At 49.4% G+C, this 23,561-nt stretch carries 20 protein-coding genes; 9 read left to right on the top strand and 11 right to left on the bottom strand.

Going from position 1 to position 23,561, the window contains the following annotated elements; genetic code table 11:
* Positions 1-87 precede the first annotated feature (87 nt).
* Entirely contained in the window at positions 88-801 is a 714-nt protein-coding gene (recO, locus tag ACYVB1_RS20850) for a DNA repair protein RecO (RefSeq protein WP_460925746.1), read from the top strand.
* Between the two features lie 82 nt (positions 802-883).
* Here the strand turns inward: recO and ACYVB1_RS20845 are convergent, their stop codons facing one another.
* The 3 genes from ACYVB1_RS20845 to ACYVB1_RS20835 are packed head-to-tail and all read right to left on the bottom strand — an operon-like array spanning position 884 to position 3,436.
* Complete coding sequence (locus tag ACYVB1_RS20845; RefSeq protein ID WP_460925745.1) at positions 884-1,399, bottom strand: FKBP-type peptidyl-prolyl cis-trans isomerase; 516 nt, start codon at positions 1,397-1,399, stop codon at positions 884-886.
* 30 nt (positions 1,400-1,429) lie between these two features.
* A complete protein-coding gene (locus ACYVB1_RS20840) occupies positions 1,430-2,392 on the bottom strand; it encodes an FKBP-type peptidyl-prolyl cis-trans isomerase (protein WP_460925744.1) in 963 nt (320 codons plus the stop codon).
* 21 nt (positions 2,393-2,413) lie between these two features.
* Positions 2,414-3,436, bottom strand: a complete 1,023-nt coding sequence (locus ACYVB1_RS20835) for a DHH family phosphoesterase (RefSeq protein ID WP_460925743.1) — start codon at positions 3,434-3,436, stop codon at positions 2,414-2,416.
* Between the two features lie 230 nt (positions 3,437-3,666).
* Here ACYVB1_RS20835 and ACYVB1_RS20830 point away from each other — a divergent pair, with 230 nt between their 5' ends.
* Positions 3,667-4,086 (top strand): nucleoside-diphosphate kinase, encoded by a 420-nt coding sequence (locus tag ACYVB1_RS20830; RefSeq protein WP_460925742.1) that lies wholly within the window; start codon positions 3,667-3,669, stop codon positions 4,084-4,086.
* Positions 4,087-4,235: 149 nt separating this feature from the next.
* Here ACYVB1_RS20830 and ACYVB1_RS20825 read toward each other — a convergent pair whose 3' ends face one another.
* Entirely contained in the window at positions 4,236-4,565 is a 330-nt protein-coding gene (locus ACYVB1_RS20825) for a LysM peptidoglycan-binding domain-containing protein (protein ID WP_460925741.1), read from the bottom strand.
* Between the two features lie 230 nt (positions 4,566-4,795).
* On the opposite strand from ACYVB1_RS20825, the gene ACYVB1_RS20820 reads away from it, so the two are divergent.
* A complete protein-coding gene (locus ACYVB1_RS20820; protein ID WP_460925740.1) occupies positions 4,796-5,212 on the top strand; it encodes a lipocalin family protein in 417 nt (138 codons plus the stop codon).
* 84 nt (positions 5,213-5,296) lie between these two features.
* Here ACYVB1_RS20820 and ACYVB1_RS20815 read toward each other — a convergent pair whose 3' ends face one another.
* The 3 genes from ACYVB1_RS20815 to dxs form a co-directional block, all read right to left on the bottom strand.
* Complete coding sequence (locus tag ACYVB1_RS20815) at positions 5,297-6,472, bottom strand: MFS transporter (RefSeq protein ID WP_460925739.1); 1,176 nt, start codon at positions 6,470-6,472, stop codon at positions 5,297-5,299.
* Positions 6,473-6,685: 213 nt separating this feature from the next.
* The gene (locus tag ACYVB1_RS20810) at positions 6,686-7,459 is read right to left on the bottom strand and encodes an alpha/beta fold hydrolase (RefSeq protein ID WP_460925738.1); all 774 of its coding nucleotides are present in this window, start codon (positions 7,457-7,459) and stop codon (positions 6,686-6,688) included.
* A gap of 249 nt (positions 7,460-7,708) precedes the next feature.
* A complete protein-coding gene (gene dxs / locus ACYVB1_RS20805; protein ID WP_460925737.1) occupies positions 7,709-9,631 on the bottom strand; it encodes a 1-deoxy-D-xylulose-5-phosphate synthase in 1,923 nt (640 codons plus the stop codon).
* A gap of 394 nt (positions 9,632-10,025) precedes the next feature.
* Here dxs and ACYVB1_RS20800 point away from each other — a divergent pair, with 394 nt between their 5' ends.
* The 5 genes from ACYVB1_RS20800 (at position 10,026) to chrA (ending at position 15,527) form a co-directional block, all read left to right on the top strand.
* Positions 10,026-10,799 carry a segregation and condensation protein A gene (locus tag ACYVB1_RS20800; protein ID WP_460925736.1) on the top strand — a complete coding sequence of 258 codons (774 nt, stop codon included), beginning with the start codon at positions 10,026-10,028 and terminating at the stop codon, positions 10,797-10,799.
* Positions 10,800-10,922: 123 nt separating this feature from the next.
* Positions 10,923-11,984 (top strand): lysylphosphatidylglycerol synthase transmembrane domain-containing protein, encoded by a 1,062-nt coding sequence (locus ACYVB1_RS20795; protein ID WP_460925735.1) that lies wholly within the window; start codon positions 10,923-10,925, stop codon positions 11,982-11,984.
* A 367-nt stretch (positions 11,985-12,351) separates the two neighbouring features.
* The gene (locus tag ACYVB1_RS20790; protein ID WP_460925734.1) at positions 12,352-13,494 is read left to right on the top strand and encodes an FAD-dependent monooxygenase; all 1,143 of its coding nucleotides are present in this window, start codon (positions 12,352-12,354) and stop codon (positions 13,492-13,494) included.
* 110 nt (positions 13,495-13,604) lie between these two features.
* A complete protein-coding gene (locus tag ACYVB1_RS20785; protein ID WP_460925733.1) occupies positions 13,605-14,120 on the top strand; it encodes a hypothetical protein in 516 nt (171 codons plus the stop codon).
* A 63-nt stretch (positions 14,121-14,183) separates the two neighbouring features.
* A complete protein-coding gene (gene chrA / locus ACYVB1_RS20780) occupies positions 14,184-15,527 on the top strand; it encodes a chromate efflux transporter (protein ID WP_460925732.1) in 1,344 nt (447 codons plus the stop codon).
* 116 nt (positions 15,528-15,643) lie between these two features.
* On the opposite strand, the gene ACYVB1_RS20775 is transcribed toward chrA, so the two are convergent.
* Both ACYVB1_RS20775 and ACYVB1_RS20770 read right to left on the bottom strand, forming a co-directional pair.
* Positions 15,644-16,009, bottom strand: coding sequence for a hypothetical protein (locus tag ACYVB1_RS20775; protein ID WP_460925731.1), 366 nt, complete (start codon positions 16,007-16,009; stop codon positions 15,644-15,646).
* 306 nt (positions 16,010-16,315) lie between these two features.
* A complete protein-coding gene (locus tag ACYVB1_RS20770; protein WP_460925730.1) occupies positions 16,316-17,305 on the bottom strand; it encodes an aspartate-semialdehyde dehydrogenase in 990 nt (329 codons plus the stop codon).
* 637 nt (positions 17,306-17,942) lie between these two features.
* Between ACYVB1_RS20770 and ACYVB1_RS20765 the strand changes: the two genes are divergently transcribed.
* Positions 17,943-20,531 carry a lamin tail domain-containing protein gene (locus ACYVB1_RS20765; protein WP_460925729.1) on the top strand — a complete coding sequence of 863 codons (2,589 nt, stop codon included), beginning with the start codon at positions 17,943-17,945 and terminating at the stop codon, positions 20,529-20,531.
* A 109-nt stretch (positions 20,532-20,640) separates the two neighbouring features.
* On the opposite strand, the gene ACYVB1_RS20760 is transcribed toward ACYVB1_RS20765, so the two are convergent.
* Positions 20,641-21,852, bottom strand: coding sequence for a lipase family protein (locus ACYVB1_RS20760; RefSeq protein ID WP_460925728.1), 1,212 nt, complete (start codon positions 21,850-21,852; stop codon positions 20,641-20,643).
* A gap of 269 nt (positions 21,853-22,121) precedes the next feature.
* Positions 22,122-23,561 (bottom strand): TolC family protein, encoded by a 1,440-nt coding sequence (locus ACYVB1_RS20755; protein ID WP_460925727.1) that lies wholly within the window; start codon positions 23,559-23,561, stop codon positions 22,122-22,124.

The raw sequence follows: 23,561 nt of genomic DNA, 5'->3' as shown, positions 1-23,561 counted from the left end.
TTAAATTATAGCGTAGCAGGAATGAGCTTTTCAGCAACATACCTGCACCTGATTCGAGAAGCCCAATTTGAGTTACTATATTAAAATATGTTAGTTAAAACACGGGGCATTGTACTGAACCACATCAAGTACCGCGAGACTTCTGTTATTGCCAGGGTATATACAGAGGTATTGGGGGTGCAGTCCTATGTTGTGAACGGGGTGCGCAAGAAAGGGCCGGGTTCCCGTGTTGCGCTGTTCCAGCCCTTCACGCTGCTGGAAATGGTGGTGTATACCTCTCACAGAGGGGGCCTTACCCGTATGTCGGAGTTCAAGAGCGCACATCCCTTTTCCACTATTCCATTTGATATCCGGAAGAGCAGTATTCTGCTGTTTCTGTCTGAAATGGTATCGCGCACTATAAAGGAGGAGGAGGAAAACCCGGTGCTGTTTCACTTCCTTTACAATGCCATTATTTTCTTTGATGAGCAGGATCGGGATTTCGAGAATTTTCACCTTGTGTTTTTGCTGCAGCTTAGCTACCACTTGGGTTTCGGCCCGGGTTCCGGGGCAGAGATTGTGGAGCAGGTAGCTTTTTCGGGCAACGCACAGTCCGCTACCTCGGCACCACCCGTGCTGGCGCTGCAGGCGCACGAACATTACTTTGATTTACTTTTAGGGGAGGCAGTGCCAGGGATTATCCCGAACGGGCGGATCCGGCGTGAACTGCTGGACATCCTGATTCGCTACTACCAGTTGCATGTAGACAGGCTGGGGGAAATTAAGTCGCTAGCCATTCTATCAGAGGTACTGGCAGAGTAGGTTTCCGGAAACGGGAAGGCATAAAAAAACCGGGGCATGTACAGCTACATTACCCCGGTTTTCTGTTTTATCAGAAATTAAATTACTGTATGCTGATAACCTCTATATCGAAGATAAGCACTGAATTTGCTGGTATGCCTCCGGTAGGATAACGGCCGTAGCCTAAATGGGAAGGAATGTACAGGCGGGCCTTTTCGCCCACTTTCATCATTTTCAAACCTTCGTCCCATCCTTTAATCACTCTTCCTGCACCAACCATAAACTTAAAGGTTTCCTCTCTGTCCACGCTGGAGTCAAACTTAGTGCCATTTATCAGTATGCCGGTATAGTGTACCTCTACATTGTCACCAGACTCTACCTTGATGCCGGTGCCTTGCTCCACCGGCTGATAATATAACCCGGAGTTGGTCTTGGTTACAGTGGCCATATCCACATTGTTAGCTTTCAGGTAATCCTGAATGAGCTTATCATCCTTTTCGCGCTGTTGCACAGGGTCGAAGTACAATTGTTCATCGCTGGAGCAGGAAGCAAGGATTCCGAGAGTTACAAAGAACAGAAGCGCCTGTAGCAGGCGGCTTCTATTACCAAGATATGACATAATGTTTTGCATGAGAAAAAAATACGTTGATTACTGCTTCTGTACATCTACCAATTCCACGTCGAAACGCAGAATGGAATTGGCTGGCATGTCAGGACCACGATCCTGCTCACCGTAAGCCAGCGTAGAAGGAATTAGCAAAGTAGCTTCGCTGCCTTCCTGCAGTTCCTGGATAGCCTCATCCCATCCTTTAATTACCTGGCCCTGGCCAAGTGTAAATTTGAATGGCTCGCCATTTGCCATTGGGTTGTTGCGTGAGCTCTCCAGCTCCTTGCCATCCAGGTGAGACAGCTTGTAGTGTACTGAAACCTGGTCGCCTACACTGGCCTGAGGGCCTTTACCCGGCTCATTCACTAAATAATAAACGCCGGATTCAGTTTTCTGTACATTCTGCAGGTTGTTTTGCTGGATGTACTCCTGGATCTTCTTGTCATCAATCTTGATTTGCTCCGCAGCACGGGCCTGTGCTGCCTGCATCTGCTCCTCAAACATTTTCTGCTGGTCTGCCATTGCCTGCTCTCTAGACTGCACTTTCTCGGCTTTGATGAAGAAAGTCAAGTGTGAGCCTGGCTTAATGAATGGGGGCATTGGCTGGGCAAAAGTCTTTGCGAAGAGAGAGTCAGCGCTTACTTTAAACACGCCGCTATCACCCGGAGAAAGCATCATGAGGGCCTGCTCTAAGCTACCCTTAAACGTTGGCTCCATTACCGGAATCATAACAGGCTGATCCTGTGTGCGGGAGTCGAACAGGACAGAATCTTCAGCGTTTCTGTAAGACATCTGCATGGTTACTACTTGTCCGATTTTGGCACCAGTAGAATCATCAGGGGCAACCTGGCCTTTGTTCTTGTACTCACCGTCTTCTGTTTTTTCGTAAATTTTATAGGTCAGGCCATCAGCCGTTGTATAAAACTCGTCCTTGTTATTGTTGCAGCTTTGCAACAGGAAAGCACCAGCTATCACTGGCAGCAAAAATTTAGTTTTAGATAGCATTGATATAAGTTGTGATAAATTTTACTTGGTTTTAGCGTGCTGCAGCTGGTCCTTGTAGAGCGGCAACAGGCTTTCGAATTTTTGTACAGTGGCTTCCAGTGTATCCATAGAGATACCGCCAGCTGCGTTTTTATGACCTCCTCCGTTGAAGTGGGCCCGTGCAAACTCGTTTGCAGAGAAATCACCTACCGACCGGAACGACATTTTTACTGCCTGTGTGCGGTCGATGATGAGCGCTGCAAATACTATGCCTTCAATGGAAAGCGCATAATTTACAAGGCCCTCTGTATCACCTGTTTTAGAGTTGTAAGCTTTCAGTTCATCTGCCGTAATAGCGATGTAAGCTGTATTATACTCCTGCAGCACCACGAGCTTATCTTTCAAAGCATAACCCAGAAAGCGCAGGCGCAGTTCCGTGGAGCTGTCGTAAATAAGGCGGTGAATGTTAGAGGTTTCTACCCCAATCTGCAGCAGGTCTGCAATAATCAGGTGCACGTTTTTGGAGGTGCTGGGATGGCGGAAAGAGCCTGTATCGGTCATAATGCCGGCATAGAGGCACTCCCCGATGCCCGTGTCTATCAGGTCTGCATCGCCCATCGCCTTTATCAGGTCATACACGATTTCGGCAGTAGCTGCTGCACTGGTGTTGGCATAGTCCAGGTCAGCAAATTGCTCCGGTTCCAGGTGGTGGTCAATCAGGACCTTTGTGCCCTGAGCCTGCCGGATGTATTCGCCCATCTCGTTGATGCGGGAAAGCGTGTTAAAGTCAAGGCAGAAAATCACCTGCGACTCCGCTATGATACGCTGCACCAGGGCATCGTTTTTCTCAGAGTACACGATAACGTCATCGTTGCCCTCCATCCAGTTCAGGAATTCGGGGTAATCAGAAGGCGTGATAACCGTAACACGGTGGCCTTTCTTTTTAAGGTATCCGGCCAAACCCAGCGAAGAACCCAATGCATCCGCATCCGGCTTATGATGGGTGGTGATCATTACCTCTTTAGGCTCCTGCAAAAGCTCTTGCAGCGCATTGATATTGTGCATACTATAGATTTAAATCCTCTGATTAATAAGGATATAAGGCGCAAATTTGAGAAGAAAATACTTCTAAAGCAATTAATTAGCGCTTTAGGCATGATTAGGCGCTGCGGAATAACCTTGGGAGGAATGTAAGAGTTAACTAAAGTATAATAGAAAGTATGCTGTTTTTATCTGAAATGCCCTACTTTTGCAGTCCGAAACTTAAAGTATAACCTAATATAGATTAAAGAGACATGGCCGGAAACAAGACATTCACTATGATTAAGCCTGATGCGGTTGCTGAAAACCACATTGGCGGCATTACCAAAATGATTGAGGAAGGCGGCTTCCGTATTGTAGCAATGAAAAAAACAAAGCTATCTGAGGAGCGTGCCGGTAAATTTTATGAAGTACACAAGGAGCGTCCGTTCTACGGCGACCTTGTAAAGTATATGTCTTCCGGCCCTATTGTGGCGATGATTCTGGAGAAAGACAACGCGGTGGAAGATTTCCGCAAACTGATAGGTGCTACTAACCCGGCACAGGCTGAGGAAGGTACTATCCGTAAAAAATACGCGAAGTCTATTGAGGCTAACGCCGTGCACGGTTCTGACTCTGATGAGAACGCGCAGATTGAAGGCGACTTCTTCTTCTCTGCCGATGAGCGCTTCTAAGCATTAAAAATTACTTATTGATTTATTGAAAGGAAGCCTGACTGTAAATGTTGGGCTTCCTTTTTTATGTTCAGAAAAATCAAAGGTACTCATAAACAGCAGCGGCCGGCATTGTACAATGCCGGCCGCTGCTGTTTATAAGCATATAGCTAGTCTCTCGGAATCACGAGGCGCTGGCCAGGCCGGATCAGGTCTGGATTAGGCCCTACTGTATCTTTGTTTGCTTCATAAATGCGTTTCCAGGCATTGGCATCGCCATAATGCTTTTTAGCGATTTTGGAAAGTGAATCCCCGCTCTGCACAGAATAAATGTCCTGCGAAGGAGTGGTGGGCTTTATTTTGTTCATGTCATTTTCATTATAAAAAGCATGATTCGGGTTGCCCGGAGTGCGTGTTACTGTATCTGTTCCTTTAGGGTTTGTAGTAGGTTTTGCTGCTGGTTTTGCAGGTTCCTCTTTTCCCTTTTTAAAAAAATCCATTAATCCCATATCGGTATAAATTTTTAAGTCAAACGTAATCATTAAGTGCGGCTACGGTGCTTAGCGAAAGCCGCTTATGTTAAAATACGCCGGCAATGGGAGTTAGTTGTGTAGGTGCCGTTATTGCAACGGCAACAAAGCGAAGAACGTAAGCATCAAGCATAGACAGGCTGTGGCCTGCTAGAAGCAGTGAAATACATTATGAACAAACGAGAGACATTATGATAACTATGAATAAAAACAATTATAAGAACCCACTAAACATGCTGCTGGCTATGCTGTTTGCAGTGGTGCTGGTGAGTTGTGGGGGGAACAACGAAGTTGGTTCTGAAAATATGATTTCGGGGACTAACAATAAAACCTGGGTAGCGGATGAGGAAATGAATTCATCCGGCCAGGAAGTAGAGCCGGTAGATAAAGATCAGCAGGGAGGCATGCAGTTTTATGCAGATGGCCGCTTTGCGCTGGGTGAGAGCGGAGTTCTCCGCACAGGTACCTGGTCTTTTGACCAATCTGCCAAACGCCTGACGCTTCAGTTTGAAGACCAGAACGTAACCCAGAACTTTGAAGTGACAAAGCTGACGGAAGATGAAATGAACCTGAAGGTACCGGATGGTTCAGAAATGAAGCTGAAAGCAAAAAAATAAAACAACTCTTTCCGGCATTCAAAGTATATAATAGAGAAGTTTCGATTTTTTAGGCGGCAGTCTGTGTACATCAGGCTGCCGCTTTTATTTTCGGAGTAAAGGGCGTATCGAAAGCAAGCCAACCAGAGGCCCAAAAGCAAGGAGCAGGAACGCGAAATGCGGCGGTACAAGGGTGATCAGATAACCTGTAAGCTGTATGCTCCCGATGGTGATGGCGAACCCGATACAGGTCACTACGGTGAGGGCAGTGCCCACCAGTTGTGGCGGTGCCGTTTTGGCCGTAAGCGCAGAAAACTGAGGCGAGTCACCGACCACTACTAATCCCCAGAACAGCATAAATGGCAGCACCAGGAGAGGTGCCTGGAGCAGCCACACCGACAGGATGCAGCAAATGCCTGACAGCAGCAACTGCACAAACGCCACACGGCCACTGCCCCAGCGCTGGGACAAGTAACCGCCTCCAATGCACCCTACAGTCCCCGCCGCTATTACGCAAAAGCTATAGATGGAGAGCTGCTCTGGTGGCGTCTGCGGAAGTGCATAGGCCAGCAGGAATGGCACAAAAGCCCACAGCGTGTACAATTCCCACATATGCCCGAAGTACCCAAAAGCAGCAGCGCGAAACTCCCTAGCCCTGAAGACCTTGAGCATATTAACTACATCAAAACGGGCACCTTTGCTATGGTAAGGGCCGTCAGGCACCAGCAGGTACATCAGTAACCCTCCCAACGCTGCCAACACGCTTACCGCCAGCAACATAGTCTGCCAGGGAAGAGCGGTCCCTAGCCCGCGCAGCAGATGCGGGAAAGCGGTGCCCAGCACCAGCGCCCCCACCAGATAACCGATAGCTTTGCCCAGTCTGCCGCTGTACCAATTGGCGGCTATCTTCATGCCCACCGGATAAATGCCAGCCAGCAGAAAGCCTGTAAGGCTGCGCAACAGCAGTACGCCTCCCACACTGGTAGCAGAGAAGACTACCAGTACGTTAGCTGTGGCGCCCAGTAACGCACAAATCAGGAACAGCAGCCTCGGCGATATTCGGTCAGCCAGTGAGAAGAGGGCAAAGCAGAGAGTGCCCAGTATGAAGCCAAACTGCACAGCCGATGTCAGCAGGCCCAGTGCACCTTCCTGCAGCTGCAGCGATGCCTGCAGCTCTGGCAGCACCGCATTGCCAGCAAACCAAAGCGAAGTGCCGGCAAACTGGGAGAACACAATGGTGGGCAAAATACGGGCCGGCGCTGGCGCAATCACAACTGACATTTAAGTTAGAGAGCTTTTTTGAGTTAGAAAGTAGGGGAGTCAGAGAGTTAGAAAGTTAAAAATAAAAGCTGAGCTTATTCTTATTAATAGCTATAAGGATTAACAGGCGTTTGAATTCCTTTATGCAGAATGATTTCCTTACCTGCTTCTGTTTCAGGTTAACAGTGCCAAGTTTAAGCTAACTCTCTACCTCCTAAACTCTCTACCTCTTTACTATCCAAAAATCGTTTCGGCAAATTTCTGCAGCGTTTTGCGGGTTTCGTATGTGCGTTCGAACATGCCCATATGCCCTGTCTTTGCGATAAAGTAAACCATGCTGTTATCAGGCAGGTGGCATTGCTCCAGGGCCTTCTCGAGCGGCACGGCACCATCGTCTTTCCCGAAAATAAACAGCACCGGGGATTTTACCTCTTTCAACACTTCTGAGCGGTCCGGGCGGTCGCGCATGGCAGCGAGGGCACCCAATACTGTTTCTTTTGGCGTCTGGCGGCCGATCTCTTTCATCATTTCTACTGCGCTACTCAGGCGGTCCCGGTTTTCGCGGTAAAAGAGCGGCTCCACAAAAGGATTGATGAAGTTCACTACCCCGTGGCGCTCCACATAATCTATCGTCTTGTTTCGGTTTTCCTTTTTCTCTTCTGTGTCGGGTAGGGCAGAGGAGTGGAAGAGGCAGAGACCGTTCAGCATATGACCGTATTTTTCTGCAAAGGCCATGCTAACGTAGCCGCCCATAGAGTGCCCGATCAGGAGGCATTTCTTTACACCTAACTCATCTAACTGGCGCTTCACATCTTCTGCCATGCTTTCCATGCTGTAGCTGCTGATGTTCTCTGTGTTGTCGCCGTGCCCCAGAAGGTCTAATGCAATGGTCCTGAACTGTTGCTGCAGCGGTTTCATGAATTCTGCCCATTCCTCTTTACTTTCACAGAAGCCATGCAGAAAGACCAATGCATCAACAGAACCCGCATCAATGTAAGTGTTTGCCATAGTTTGTCTGAATCAGGATTTACTGGATGTTGAGGATACACAAGATTGAATTTACAAATTTATTTCATTTATGTCCCTTATACTTCACTATCAGCTGAAGGCGGCTTTTAAGTTATCTTATAGTGTAGATTAAGATTCGGCGATAATCCTGCTCATTCCAAACATCCAGTAAATCCTGATTCAGACAAACAAAAAGCCCCACAGGTTCTGAAACGCTGTGGGGCTTTATATAATCAATACGTCTTTAGTCTAAATGGGGGCCTTTACTGAAGCGCCAACCAGTTGGCGAACAGTGCGCTCTATGGCGGAAGGATCCATACCTGCTTCTTTGTGCAGCTCAAGCTGTGAACCATGCTCGAAAATCTTGTCCGGAATACCCAGGCGTTTAACCTGTGCGGTATAGCCGTTGTCAACCATAAACTCCAGCACGGCACTACCAAAACCGCCCTGCAGGCAGCCATCTTCCACAGTAATTACTTTGTCATACTTGCTGAAGACATGGTGCAGCAGTTCCTCATCCAGTGGCTTGGCAAAGCGCATGTCGTAGTGGCCAGGCGTAATGCCGTCATACTTCAGCTTCTTGCACACATCAACCGCATAGTTTCCGATATGGCCAAAGGTAAGGATAGCTACTTCCTCGCCTTCCTGTACGGTGCGGCCTTTGCCAATTTCAATTAGCTCCAGCGGCGTGCGCCAGTTCGGCATCACACCCTCACCGCGTGGGTAACGGATAGTGAACGGGCCGGCGCCGTCTTGTGTGGCCGTATACATCAGGTTGCGCAGTTCCTGCTCGTTCATCGGGGCGGATACGACCATGTTCGGGATGCAGCGCATGTAGGCAATGTCATAGGCACCGTGGTGTGTCGGACCATCGGCGCCGGCAAAGCCCGCTCTGTCTAAGCAAAAAACCACCGGCAGGTTCTGCAGGCACACATCGTGCACCACCTGGTCGTAGCCGCGCTGCATAAACGTGCTGTAGATGTTGCAGAACGGAATCATCCCCTGCGTGGCCAAACCGGCAGAGAACGTAACTGCATGTTGCTCGGCAATGCCCACGTCGAAAGCGCGTTCTGGCATCGCCTTCATCATAATATTAAGCGAGCAGCCAGATGGCATAGCAGGCGTAACACCCATAATCTTCGGATTCTGCTCGGCCAGCTCCACAATGGTATGGCCAAAAACATCCTGGTACTTCGGAGGCTGTAGCGTGTCGTGGTGCTTTTTATAGATTTCTCCAGTAATCTTATCAAACAGGCCTGGTGCATGCCATTTGGTCTGGTCTTTTTCGGCCAGCGCAAAGCCTTTCCCCTTCGTAGTGAGGCAGTGCAGGATTTTCGGACCTGGAATATGCTTCAGGTCCTCCATCACCGACACAAGGTGGTTGATGTCGTGGCCGTCGATAGGGCCGAAGTAACGGAAGTTGAGGCCTTCGAACAGGTTACTCTGCTTTAGGATAGCCGCTTTTACACCGCTCTCAATCTTCGAAACAACTGTGCGGGCATCAGGGCCGAACTTACTGATTTTGCCTAATATCTTCCACACCTCATCGCGCATCTTATTATAAGTGCGGGAGGTGGTAATATCCGTTAAATATTCTTTGAGGGCACCCACATTCGGGTCAATGCTCATGCAGTTGTCGTTGAGCACCACCAGCAGGTTGGCATTTGCCACGCCGCCATGGTTCAGCGCTTCAAAGGCCATTCCGCCTGTCATAGCGCCATCCCCGATTATGGCAATGTGCTGGCGTTTTTCTTCGCCTTTATATTTAGAGGCAACCGCCATACCCAGAGCCGCCGAGATGGAGGTGCTGGAGTGGCCTACGCCAAAGGTGTCGTATTCGCTCTCTTTTCTTTTCGGGAAGCCGGAAATACCGCCGTACTTACGGTTAGTGTGGAAAATGTCGCGGCGGCCGGTCAGAATTTTATGCCCGTACGCCTGGTGCCCCACATCCCACACCAGCTGGTCATAAGGTGTGTTGAATACATAGTGAAGGGCTGTTGTAAGCTCTACCACGCCGAGACTGGCACCAAAATGGCCACCATGTATCGAAACGACATCAATGATATACTGCCTTAGTTCCTGGCATACCTGCAACAGTTGCGCTTCCTTCAGGTTCCGCAGGTCGGCAGGTGTGTCGATAGAGGCCAGCAGCTCTCCGGGTTTAATAATCATAGGATTGTCTTTAATAGACCCAACAAAAAAATGCAGCGAAAGTTTACAAAGGCGACATTTACGCTTACAGCCAACGGGTAAAGTTAATAAAATTAGATAAAAAGCGTTCTCTTTAGCCGTTGTTTCATACGGGAGCGAAGGAAAAAAGGCCTGATTGTATATAGTGAAAAATATATTTATTCTTAAAAAAGCTGTTCCTGCTGGCATTCCGAAAGGGGAAGCGAGCCGGCAGGGGCAGTAGTTTACATGATGTATTCCTATTTAAGTTACAAGTTCTGAACCATGCCCGTTCTGCTTTTGGTTGTAGAGGAGGCTTTTATGGCAGCCATCTGCCGAAAATCCTTAATTTTGCGAACCGCGCTGCCCAGGCGCCTAAAACATAGCTTATTAACAGGTGAGTTTCGAGATTAAATTACCATTGTTCAAAGGCCCTTTCGACCTGCTGCTCTTCTTTATTGAGCGCGACGAACTGAACATTCATGACATTCCTATCTTTCAGATTACGAATGAGTTCATGGGATACCTTCAGCAGCTGGAGCAGCTTAATATAGAGGTGGCTAGCGATTTTATCCTGACGGCTGCCACACTCATGCGCATCAAGGCCAAGATGCTGCTGCCGCGCGTGGAGAAAGACGAGGAAGGCAATGAGATAGACCCGCGGGAGGAGCTGGTGCAGCACCTGCTGGAGTACAAAAAGTACAAGAGTGCCATTCCGGACCTGACCGCAATGGAGGACCAGCGCCTGGCACAGGAGAATAGGGGCAACATACACGAGGAGTTGCAGCAGATAGCCCTTGCCAACCACTTTGAATACGAGTTGCAGGACCTGAGCCTGTACAAGCTGATGCGGGTGTTCGAGAAGGTAATGGTGCGCTACGACGAGGAGCAAAGCCGACCTAAACACACCGTTATCACGTATCCCTATACCATTGAAGAACAGCGGGACCTTATTATGCGGATGGTGACGGAGCGCAGCCAGCTGGCTTTCTCACAGCTCATCGCGGAATTTCCGGATAAAATAGGAATGATTTTTAATTTCCTGGCTATTCTGGACATGCTGCAGCTAAACCTGATAGGTGTGGAAGTGGGAGAGGGCTTCAACGACTTCATCATCACCGTAGCCGAAGGGCAGGCTGCGCAGGTAATGCAGCTGTTGATAGAGGAATAAGCAGGTGACACAAAACAAATTATGGCTAAGGCCAGTTGTTGGCAAGCAATTAGTTAAAAGCTTATGCATCTGCCGCCGCATGTGTAATGCAGGCATGGGCAGGAAGTAAGCCATTACACCTACATGGACCAGAACGAGAAGACAATACTTAAAAGCTTTAGCCCTGTCAAAATACTGATACCAGTAGTTCTGGGGTTGGCAGCGACGGCCTGGCTTTTTATACGAGACGATAAAGTAAGCGAACTGAAGGGCCTGGCCCAGGCTAACGTGTGGTGGCTAGTGGCGGCGCTGCTGGTACTGGTAGTGCGCGATGCCGGCTATATGTACCGTATCCGGAGCCTCACCGATAAGTTCCTGACCTGGCGCAATAGCATTGACGTGATCATGCTTTGGGAGTTTGCCTCCGCTATTACGCCTTCCGTGGTGGGCGGTACTACCATTGCGACTATCATCCTGAACAAAGAAGGAATTCCGCTGGGCAAGTCGCTGGCATATGTCATGCTCACGGCTGTGCTGGATAATATGTTCTTTATTGTGGCGGCGCCTATCGCGTTGCTGCTGACGCAGGGGCAGGTTTTCCCGACCTTTAACCTCGAGCCCTCTGATGTAGCCAAGCTGCAATCTGCCTTTTATATCAGCTATAGCCTGATTGCGGTGTATACCTTCGCCATGATTTACGCCCTTTTTGTAAAACCGAGGGCATTTAAGTGGCTGTTGTTAAAGATTACTTCTGCCCGTTTCCTGCGCAAGTGGCGCGTGAATGCCTTCCAGCATGGCAACGAGATTGTGTGGGCATCAGAGCAACTGAAAGGCAAGGGTTTTAATTACTGGGCTAGGGCTATTATCTCCACCATCTTTGTGTGGAGTGCCCGCTATTTCCTGCTCAACTGCCTTATTGCGGCTTTTACCGATGTTACGTTCAGCGAGCATATGCTCATCATTTCCCGCAACCTTATTTTCTGGATTGTGATGCTGATAGCCATTACACCGGGAGGGGCTGGTATTGTGGAGATGGCCTTCCCTAGCTTCTTTGGCATTTTCTTGGGTGCTTTCAGTAGCATTGTGGTCGTGCTGTACCGCCTGATTACGTATTATCCCTACCTTGTGCTAGGGTCTATCTTCCTGCCAAGGTGGATTGCAAAAGTATTCGGACACTACCCGAAGCAAAGCGAGGTGCGTGCCTGACGCGAAGGAAAACAAATGAAAAAAATGAACAGAGAGAGCAGCATGAGGTATACTTGTGCTGCTTCTTTATTTTTATAGGTAGAAATAGTAGGTGTCAGTATAAGCAGAAGGTGAAGAAGCCATATGTTTATATAATCAGGTGTTACGCAAACCAACGTTCGTCAAGCTATAGTCCCAGCGGGGCGGCCTGTTGATAGTTTGATGTACCAAAAACGGCAGAGCTCCAGAGGAGCGACCTGTTTACGATATAATAACAGGCCGCCCCTCTGGAGCTAAAGAAGCTTATGAAATCCTAAGCTATCAACAGCCGCCCCGCCGGGACTTTGGCGCAACGCTATATTTGACGTAACGCTATAAATCAAGCTAAATGAAAGTCATTATTATAGGAGGAGGAATTGGTGGTTTATGTGCTGCCATTGCGCTGCAGAAAGCAGGCATAGAGGCGGTGGTATATGAGGCCGCACCTGAACTGAGGCCGGTAGGAGCAGGAGTGGGGCTGGCGGCCAATGCCATGCAGGGTTTAGCGCGTTTAGGCGTACACGATGCTGTGGTGGCGCGTGGAAAACAGCTGACAGCGCTGGTCATGTTTGATGAAAACGGAAACGTAATCAGCAACCTTGACACCCGCCCTTTGAGCAGGAAGTACGGCATTAGCAACTTTGTGATCCACAGAGCGGACCTGCACGAAGTGCTGCAAAATCACTTAAAGCCTGGCTCGCTGATCTTAGGCAAGCGCTGCGCAGACATACATCAACTGGCAGATCAGGTGCAGGTAAGCTTTTCAGATGGCACCCAGTCCACAGCTGAGCTAGTTGTTGCCGCCGATGGCATCAACTCGGTAGTACGCCGGCAGCTGTTGCCGCAGAGCCGGCCCCGCTATGCCGGTTACACCTGTTGGCGCGCTGTTATTCAGAACCCGGGAGTTGAAATCAATACTATGATTTCGGCTGAAACCTGGGCGCCGCAGGGGCGCGTAGGCATAGCGCCACTGCAGGACAATAGTATCTACTGGTATGCCTGTATCAATGCACTGGAGCGGGATGAGCGCATGCAGCAAATGACTCCAGGGGATTTAGCAGCACATTTTGCAGGGGTAAATCCTCCTATAGAGGCTGTACTGGCTGGCACAAAACCGGAGCAACTTATCTGGAACGACATTGCAGACATAAAGCCCCTGGACAAGTTTGTGTTTGGGCGGGTTGTGCTCCTGGGAGATGCTGCGCATGCCACCACTCCTAATATGGGCCAGGGTGCCTGCCAGGCCATTGAGGATGCGGTTGTGTTGGGGCAGTGCCTGAAGCAGCAAACAAAATTGGCTGGGGCGCTGGTGCTTTACGAAAAGCGGCGGATAGCCCGGACAGCAAAAGTCGTTCGCCTTTCAAGGCTGCTGGGGCAGGTGGCGCAATGGCAGCAACCGCTGCTGGGCAGCATCCGCAACGGCCTTTTCCGGGCAATGCCCCAGTTTGTCACTCAAAACCAGATGGAGTGGCTGTATAAGGTAGACTTTTAGCTGAAAATGACTACTTTCGGCTTGAACCTGCCTTTTTAAGAAACATGTTCTTGCTCGTAAAACGTAGCACGGCGTTTGTTGCCGTTAACCTGCATTATAAAAGACGTATTATGCTAAGAAAAATATTCCTGTTATTCACAATCACAACGTTCCTGAGTTGTTCCGACAGCAATAACGATTTGCTGGACAAGCTGCGGTCTGCGGTGGAGGAAGAGGAGATGGGCGAAAATAGGTATAATGTAGTAGACCTGGCAAACCTTACAGAATTCGAGTGGGATACCCTGTACTTTTTCCAGGCGGGAGAAGACAAGCGTGCTATCAGCGATGCCATCGGGTTTAAATGGGAAGGTGCCACTGTTCCGGAGCTTAACAGAAGGCTCCTGTTTGTAAAAGACGGACAGGTAGTCTCCTACACCGACTACAATTACAGAGAGTTTCCCTTGTTTGTCTATGGGTGTAACGAAGACAGGTGGGTGTATCCCCGCAGCCGAACCAGGTTTGCGACCTTTAAGTACTGTAACAACGGGAATACCGTATATCCCTTCATTCCTGTAGAATGTGCTGCTAACTTAAGCGAAATGATAGAAGCAGGGTGCCCGGAGGAGGAGGCGACAGCAGCCCCATAATAGGGGATCAGTCACCTGCAGTGGTGCCGGTTCCTTAAACTTTCATCAATCAATTATTCTGCTATGCAAGCTGATACCCCTGTACTGGCCCAGGATGCACCACGTTTCAGAGAAGCCTTTTTCTTCTGGCTGAAACTGGGATTCATCAGCTTTGGCGGGCCAGCGGGACAGATTGGCATCATGCATGCCTTTGTAGTAGAGCAAAAGAAGTGGATATCTGATTCCCGGTTCTTGCATGCACTTAACTATTGTATGCTGCTTCCAGGCCCAGAAGCGCAACAACTGGCAACATACACTGGTTGGCTGCTGCATGGCGTGCGGGGCGGCTTAACAGCCGGAATACTGTTTGTGCTGCCCTCCGTATTCATCCTGCTGGGGCTTTGTGTGGTTTATGTTACATACGGCAGCATTCCCTGGGTGTCCGCTCTGTTTTATGGGTTAAAGCCTGCTGTAGTGGCTATTGTAGCGCTGGCTTTAGTTAAGATAAGTAAAAAAGCGCTGGTTAGCTGGCCGCATTATGTGCTGGCGCCGCTGAGCTTTATTCTGATATATTTCCTGAATGTACCGTTCCCCTTTATTATTCTGGGTACTATTGTGGTGGCGCTGGCCATGCTATGGTTATTCCCGGGTGTGCTTCAGCAGCGAATATCAGAAGAAAAGAAGACAGACCATGAATCAGGGTACTACATCAACAAAGCCACCGTGCTGCCCTATGTTGGGTTTAGCTGGAAAAGAGTGGCAGTGCAGCTTGGAACAGCACTGCTGCTCTGGGGAGCACCGTTTATACTTTACCACCTACTGCTACAGAACACCGATTTCTGGTCTGAGCTGTCGCTGTTTTTTACGAAGGCTGCTCTAGTTACTTTTGGCGGTGCCTATGCGGTGCTGCCTTATGTGGCACAGGTAGCAGTTGAAAAACTCGACTGGCTCAGTAGCTATCAGATGATTGACGGACTGGCGCTGGGCGAAACCACACCGGGGCCCCTGATTATGGTGCTGGCTTTTGTCGGATTTATGGCAGGGTATAACCATTTCAGCAGTTCACTGCTGATGGGCACTCTGGGGCTGTTTGCTACCGTTTTTTATACCTTTTTGCCCTGCTTTCTCTTTATACTGATTGGGGCACCTATCATAGAAAGAACACAAAATAATGCGCGTATAAAAGCCATTCTGAGTGTTGTCACCGCTGCCGTTGTTGGTGTTGTCCTGAACCTGACCGTTTATTTTGGAAAGGCTGTGGTATTCAGGGAAGGCAGTGATACGGTTACAATAGATTATTTCAGCCTCGGCTGGATACTTATCTCTTTGGTGGCCATGTACCGGTTCAAGGTCGGTATGATTCCATGGATAGGAATAAGTGCACTGGCCGGTTTAGCCATGTACATGGTAGGGTATTACCATCCCTGAGCTGCGCTTGTAGTGTCAGAATAACCTATCAACAAACGGGTACATTCAATGGTCCGCATGAATAGCAGCTCAGTGAATGTACCCGTTCTTATGGTAACTTAAATCTGTCTTAACTATTAGTTTAGTGCTGCCCCTACCGGAACAGAGCAATCATGCCCCAGTTCGCCGTGAGGCGGGTTGATGCCGCCTGCTACGGCGCCTTTTATTTTAGGGGTAGGCGGCGCTACAGTTGGCTGCACACTCAGGTTAGGCTGTGCAGGAGCGCTCAAAGGCGTTCCAACTGGTATGTCGCAGCGATGGTTTGGCTGGCCATGTGCCGGATTTAAGCCTGCTGTTGCATCTTGCGTTGAAGTATCTGTTACTGGTGCAGATGTTGGCAGATTAAGAGGAGCCGTCGTGATAGTTTCTTTCTGTTCTGCTTCAGAGCAGGCTACAAAGCCTAAAACAGCGGCAGATAATAAAACGCGTGTGACTAATTTCATGTGATAAATAGGGTTGAGGTAAGTGCTTACAGCAGCATTACTTAAAATTCTGGTTTTCAATGAGGTGCTTAATTTAAAGATATTTTTATTTTAAACCTCAATTTGGTTAACTGATTTTTCCGGTATGAACAAGCAAACCTTCCGTTTAGGCCTAAAACGCCTGTTTGCCCTCTATCTGTCTACCGTTAAACCTAACTGGTTTTCCAGCATGTGTAAATAAAAAATGGGGGCTAACAAGCCCCCATTGTAGCTTCCGTACTTCATGGTACGGAAGAGTATTTAATCGTGCTGTTTATGTTATGCTGTCTACACCAGTTCGTGCTTCATCAGGTACTCTGCAATCTGCACGGCATTGGTGGCAGCGCCTTTGCGCAGGTTATCAGCCACAATCCACATATTCACAGTGCGCGGCTGCGTTTCGTCTAAGCGGATACGGCCTACCAATACTTCGTCTTTGCCGTGTGCGTCTTTCGGCATCGGGTACTGCAGGTTCTTTACATCGTCTACCACCACCACGCCTTCTGTTTCGTTCAGGATGCGGTAGATGTCATCCAAAGAAAAGTCTTTCTCAAACTCCACGTTCACCGACTCAGAGTGACCTCCCATCACCGGGATACGCACTGCTGTAGCCGTAACCCGAATAGAATCATCGCCCATGATTTTCTTTGTCTCGAGGATCATTTTCATTTCCTCTTTGGTGTAACCGTTGTCCTGGAACACGTCAATGTGTGGCAATACGTTCAGGTCAATCTGGTACGGGTATGCTTTTTCTCCGTCTTTGCCGGCGCGCTCGTTCATCAGCTGATCTACAGCCGCCTTACCCGTGCCTGTTACCGACTGGTAGGTGCTTACCACAATACGCTTCGCTTTCAGCTCTTCGTGCAGCTTGTTCAGCACCACCACCATCTGGATGGTAGAGCAGTTTGGATTTGCAATGATTTTATCGTCCTGCGTTAGCTCATCTGCATTTATTTCAGGTACTACCAGTTTCTTGGTTGGGTCCATGCGCCAGGCCGATGAGTTGTCTACCACCGTGATTCCGGCCTCTGCAAACTTAGGAGCCCACTCTGTGGAAGTGCCGCCACCGGCAGAGAAAATCGCAATTTGCGGGGCAGCTGCAATTGCATCCTGCATCCCGATAACCTTTATCTGTTTACCTTTAAACTCCATCTGTTTACCAACAGACCTCTCAGAAGCAACCAACAACAACTCATCCACCGGAAAATTACGCTCCTCCAGTACTTTTAAAATTTCGCCGCCAACCAATCCTGTGGCGCCTACAACTGCTACTTTCATTGTTTTAAGGTATAAATAGATAAATGTTTCTTCTATAAGGCAGGCGTTCTTCAACTACCTGTGCTCCTTGAAGCTGAAAGCCCTAAAGTGGGCGATGCTGCTACGGGCATACTTTTGCTTTGCAGGCAGGCTTACAACCTTACTTCGTTAGAGTTGCAGAATGCCGGTACGACCTGCTATACATTCGCAAAGTAAATAAGATTTCTCCACAAATATGCAAACGATAGAAACATTAAACGCTATACTTCTGCTACTTCCGCAGTTTTTTAGAGTTTTTTATGCAAAAATCTTAACCAGCGGGGCAGTTGCTATGCTTTATTATCAAAAACAGTTCGCAGAACGGGTTTATTGAGCAGGTAACCTGCTGCTGCAGAAAGTATACTTGGCAGGCTGTGCGTTTAAGGTGCTGATGCCAAGACGTAAAAGCATTCGGGAGGTTCAGAACAGCCTTAATTAGCACATATTCATTGTTTTTATAACTAAAAATTGTATTCTACAGTTAACGAAGCTGTTAAAGTGCAATCGGTTATGTTCTAAACTATGGCCTTACGATGAAGCGTTTCCTGCCGGAAATAAAGTTAGATTCATCATGAGCCAGCACCTTTTATAATTTAAAGTCCATACTGCACGGTAGCCTATGCAAAACCGTTTACTAACTCTGCTTCTACTGCTCCCGTTCTTTTCGCAGGCACAACTACAGGAGCGTTTCTCAGATGGCAACTTTACCCATAATCCTGCCTGGGTTGGCGACGAAAACAGCTTTGTGGTGAACCCGCAAGGGCAACTGCAAAGCAATGGGCCGGCTATCACCGGCACCGTACTGCAATTGGTTACACCCTCCCGGGCCGTAGTAGGCACTACCTGGGAATTCTGGGCCAACTTAAAGCTTGCTACATCCGCTGGTAATTATGCCGATGTCTTCCTCATCGCTGACTCCGAAGATCTGCAAAGCAATAGCACCAGCGGGTATTTTGTGCGCATTGGTGGCACACCGGATGAGGTAAGCCTTTTCCGGAAAGACGCAGGAAGACCGGCTGTCAACCTTATCAACGGCGAAGACCAGACCATCAGCAGTCCTACCGACAACGTGGTGCGGGTGCGCGTGACAAGAAACGTAGCGTATGAGTGGGAGTTGGCAATTGACCTTTCCGGCACCGGGCAGCATTACGTGAGTCAGGGTACTGCCATTGATGCCAGGTACAAGCGCTCCCATTACTTTGGATTGCTGCTGCGGTACTCGTCAGCGAACAGCCAGAAATTCTTCTTTGACGAGTTTACCATTACTGATATGCAGCCGCCCGTGCTGGAGGAACTGCAAACGGCAAATACGCAGGAGCTGACACTTTATTTTAACGAGCCGCTGCAATCAGCGGCAGCGCAGGAGGAAGCGAACTATACCTTGAACGGAAGCCAGAAGCCACTCATAGCAGAGCTAACCGAAGCCGGAACTGTCCGGTTGGTCTTCGGCCAGGGCTTTAGTGGAGGTACCAACCAACTCAGCATAACCGGTTTGTCAGACCTACATGGAAACAGGTTGTCAGCTCCTGTTAACAGGATCTTCAGCTTTATGCCGCCGGCTGTATTGCCTGGTTACAATGAACTAATTATCACCGAAATTATGGCCGATGAATCTCCAGCCGTGGGGCTGCCACCACAGGAGTATATCGAGCTGCACAATCCTACAAACAAAGTGCTCAGCCTGCAGGGTATACGCTACGCTGATGCCACCTCTACGGCTACTTTTCCGAATGTGCAGTTGTTGCCAGAAGAGTATGCCGTGGTGGTGCCGAATGCGCAGGTACAGCACTTCAGCGGGTACGGCAAAGTGATCGGCATCAGTAACTTTCCTGGCTTAAATAACAGCGGTGAACTGCTGCAGCTGCGCCAGCCCAATGGCCGCCTCATTTATGCAGTTCACTACTCCGACGCCTGGTACAAAGACAACGGCAAGCGGGAAGGTGGCTGGAGCCTCGAAATGGTAGATGTAGCCAACCCCTGCGGCGGTATCGAAAACTGGACAGCTTCTGTTGATCCACGTGGCGGTACACCTGCACAGGCAAACTCCGTAGCGACTGCCAACCCTGATAATACGCCACCTACGTTAACAGATGTCACAACTGTTGCCCCTGAACAACTCCTGCTACGCTTCAGTGAGCGGCTCGATAGTGCACAGGCGGCTACAATGGCTAACTACAGCCTCAGCCCACAGATTACGATTGCCAATGTGGAAGTGCAGGGGCCACTCTTTACAGAAGCCATAATTACTTTAGCTACTCCTCTGCAGGAGAGCCGGCAGTATACCTTAACGGCCTCTAAAATAAGTGACTGTTCCGGTAACCTCAGTTCCCAACCTCTGACTTTTACTTTTGCGCTGCCTTCTGCGCCAGCGCCTGGTGATGTGGTGATCAACGAAGTTCTTTTTAACCCACGTTCAGGAGGAGTGGATTTTGTGGAGCTGGTGAATCGCAGCAGCAAGCACCTGAACCTGAAGCACTGGCAGCTTGCCAATATCAGCGGCGACAGTATCGCCAACAACCGCACCATCACAGCCGCAAACTATGTACTGGCACCCGGGCAGTACGTGGTGCTCACTTCCAACCCCGACAATATCAGAATGAACTATCCCGCTGCCCGTCAGGAGGCCTTTATCAGAATGAGCAACCTGCCTAGCTACCCAGACGATGCCGGCACAGTAGTGGTGCTGCAACCGGATGGCCGCACCGCCGACCGTTTCGCTTATAGTGCTGCAATGCATTTTGAACTGATAGACGACCTGAATGGTGTGTCGCTGGAGCGGATTCGGCTGGAGGGGCCAACGCAGGCGAGCAATTTTCATTCTGCTGCCAGCACTGCTGGCTATGCCACGCCCGGCTACCGCAATTCGCAGTCGCAGGAGGTGGCGGCAGCGCAGCAGCTGTTTCAGGTGGAGCCTCAGGTTTTCTCTCCGGACGGTGATGGCTATGAAGATTTTACTACTATTAACTACACCACCGCCCAGACAGGTTTTGTTGCCAACATCACGGTCTTCGATGCACATGGCCGCGAAATTCGGAAGCTGGCCCGAAACGAGTTGTTAGCTGCCAATGGCTTCTTTCGCTGGGACGGACTCAGGGAAGACGGTGCCAAGGCAGCTATCGGTTACTATCTTTTCTACATCGAGCTCTTTGATCTGAATGGGCAGAAGCGGGAGTACAAAGAGAAGGTAGTGGTAGGAGGGAGGTTCTAGTCTTTGTGAATAGTTGATGCGCTGTTCTTTTATGAATGATGGAGACGGTAGAAAATAGAAAAGTCCCATAGCAATCAACTGTGGGACTTTTACATAAGATAAACTTAGATTAAAACGACTGTATCCAGGGCACCATGTTCTGTAGCATCGGTACAAAGGCGGTGCCATGGGTGCCGCCTTTTAGGGGGATGAACTCTGTTTGTGTAGCTCCTTCGGCAATAAAGCGCTCGTATGTCGTCTTCGAGTTCTCAAATGGTACAATGTTATCGGCCGTGCCGTGGTAGAGGCGGGTAGGGCTTTGTGGTACCCAATCCAGAAAGCTGTTGGTTTGTAAGGCCTGCTTCAGTGCTATTTCTTTGTTTGCATCTTTCAGAGAGTTGAAGAAAGCGGGAGCAAAAAGCTTCTTCGGGTCTGTTGTAAGGTTGCGGTTAATAGCGCCACCGCTGTTCTGGCCGTTGAAGAGTGACGGAAGCTTCGTGGCGTATGGTTCCTGGAAGAATTCCGTCAGCGGGCGTTTCCAGTTGTTGGTGTGGATGTAAGACTGCAGCACATAGGCCAGGTAAGCCGGGTACGAGTAAGCCTTACCTGAGGCGACACCCGCTAACATGGCTGTTAAATCATAACCACCGGCACCGGCAGCAGAGGCTGTTACTTGCAGGCCATGGGCCGGGTTCGTCTCTATTTCTTTCTGTGCTGCCAGGGTTACGTATCCTCCCTCAGAATAGCCTGCCAAAAACAGCTTGTCATTTAACTGGATATCCTTCTCTTCGGCAAAAGCTTTGGCAGCCTTGATCATGTCCACCACTGCCAGTGCCGAGTGCTTCTGGTCATAGTAAGGGTGAAAAATGTCTTTCGACTCGCCAAACCCGATGTAGTCCGGAATAAGCGTGACATAGCCGGCGGCGGCGAAAAGCTCGAAGCCGGAGAGGCCGTTAAAATTAGTAGGGGCCTCATTCTGTGTGAAAATGGTGCCATGCTGTGCGCTTAGGATGGGTGCAGGAGTGGTGATACCCTGCGGGACACAAATCAAACCAGATGCTTTGATGTCTTTTCCCTGGTAGGTGGTGCTGTAAACTACCTTATAAACAGACACACCATACTTGATTTGGTTGCCATAGGTGGCATAACCCTGTGAGGACGCAACAGACTGCAGCATATTATGAGGCACACTGGTCAGCAGCTCCGACGAGAGGTAGTATTCTTTCTCCTTCTCCGGTTCCACAGGCACTGCCTCAGAGGAGGCGAAAGCATCCTTCTCACAGCCTGTATTCAGGAGAAGGAAGCCCAATAGTAATGTATAGGCAAGAATTATCTTTAACACGTTTGGTTTATTTAAACTTATAGACTGCGCTGATTCTGAAAGATGTCTAAACATCTTCTGCAAAGAGGAGAGTTCAATAATTGTACCATCTGCTTTAACAAATATTCTTGCTTTCGGTACCAGGAACACATGTGCTGGGGCTGCCGCTGGAGAAAGAAACAGGAGGTTATTGGCTGTAAGTGGCTGTGGCAGAAATAAAAAGAGGCGCAATACTTTGCGCCTCTACAGGAACTTTATATTTATCTTTCCACTGTTGCTGCAAACGTGTTCTAATCAACTGAAATTTCACCTGCAGACCAATACAACATGGTTTTGGCTTTAGCATATTTTGCCCGGAGAGCGTAGAGCTTGAGCTGTGACTCCATTAGTTTCACCTCCCGGGAGTTTACCAGGAAAAGTGAGCTTTCACCGTTCTGGAAACGGATAACCTCCCCGTTCCGGAGAATCTCGGCATTGGCGACCATTCGCTCCTGTAACCTGATTTGTTCTTCCAGGGCCTGCCATTCGTTAAAAGCAGCCAGGAGTTGGTTCTCTACTTCACGGGCAGTTTGTATGAACTCCAGGCTGTTTGCCTGTTGCTTGGCTTTTGTGAGCTGCAACTTTCCCCGTGCCTCCCGCAAAAACAACGGCATACTAAAACTCACTCCTAGCTTGTAATTCGCTCCCATGTGCTGGCGCTCCAGTACATCCGAATTCAGGTAGAAATCGCTTTGCAACACATTGTATTCGGCATTCAACTTGGGCAGTAGTTTGTTTGCCGCAAAGCGCTGTTCTACCTCCAGCTGTTGCCCCTTAAGGGAAAGCTTGCGCAAGTCGGGGTGGTTCAGCTTGGCTATTTCCAGGAGTTGCTGCACAGAGTCTTCAGGCAGAGAGGTTAGTTCGCTGCCGATCAAGGCAGGTATTGTTTTATCCTGCAGCTCGAGCGGCACCTGGTCAGGGCCCCAGAGGTGGGTAGCCACCATCAGTCTGGAGTTGTTGTAGGCCAGCTGCGCCTGCTGTAGCATTACCAGGCGGTCCTGTACAGCCACGAGTGCCTCTACGGTATCGATGGCGGCAAGGTCTCCTTCCTGCACACGAGTACGCACTGCTCTCAGCCTGAAGTCTGCCAGCTCCAGCGACTCCTGGTACAACTGCATTTCACGGAAGTAGAGCAGCCAGTCCCAATAGTCTTTTGTGGCCTGCAGCAAGAGTTTGTTGATGAGCTTTACACGCTCTGCTTCTGCTATACCCTGCATCAGGTCAGCCTGCCGGATAACAGCACGCCGCTCGTCTATAAATAATCCCTGGCCCAGCGGAACAGAGATGCCGGCATAGCTGAGTCCCCTGTCCGGAGTGCTGGCCTCAGGGTTCAGGTATTGCCCCTGGGTTTGATCATAGCCGGCTATAAGTTCCGGTCCGAACCAGGTAGGGATGCGCAGCGTATTGCTCCAGAGGCTGTAGTATTCCTTCCCATTGTACTCTTTGCGGTACACCTTGCTGCTGACAACAGGATCGAGGGTGCCGCGTGCCATCCGTAGCTCCTGGCGTGCCTGCTCTGTGAGCAAAGCCGCCTGGGAGGCAACCGGGTGGTGCTGCAATATCAGTCGGTGAAAATCCCGCAGCGTTAGCACCTGAGCCGAATCCTGTACCTGAGCTTTTGTTATCGGCATACAGAACACAAGCAGCAACAGTGCCAGCAGCAGTCTCATATAGTTATTCTTAAGTGTCAT

It is taken from the genome of Pontibacter brevis (assembly GCF_054779655.1).
The sequence above is the reverse complement of the archived record's forward strand: the minus strand, read 5'-3'. Positions and strand labels throughout refer to the sequence as shown.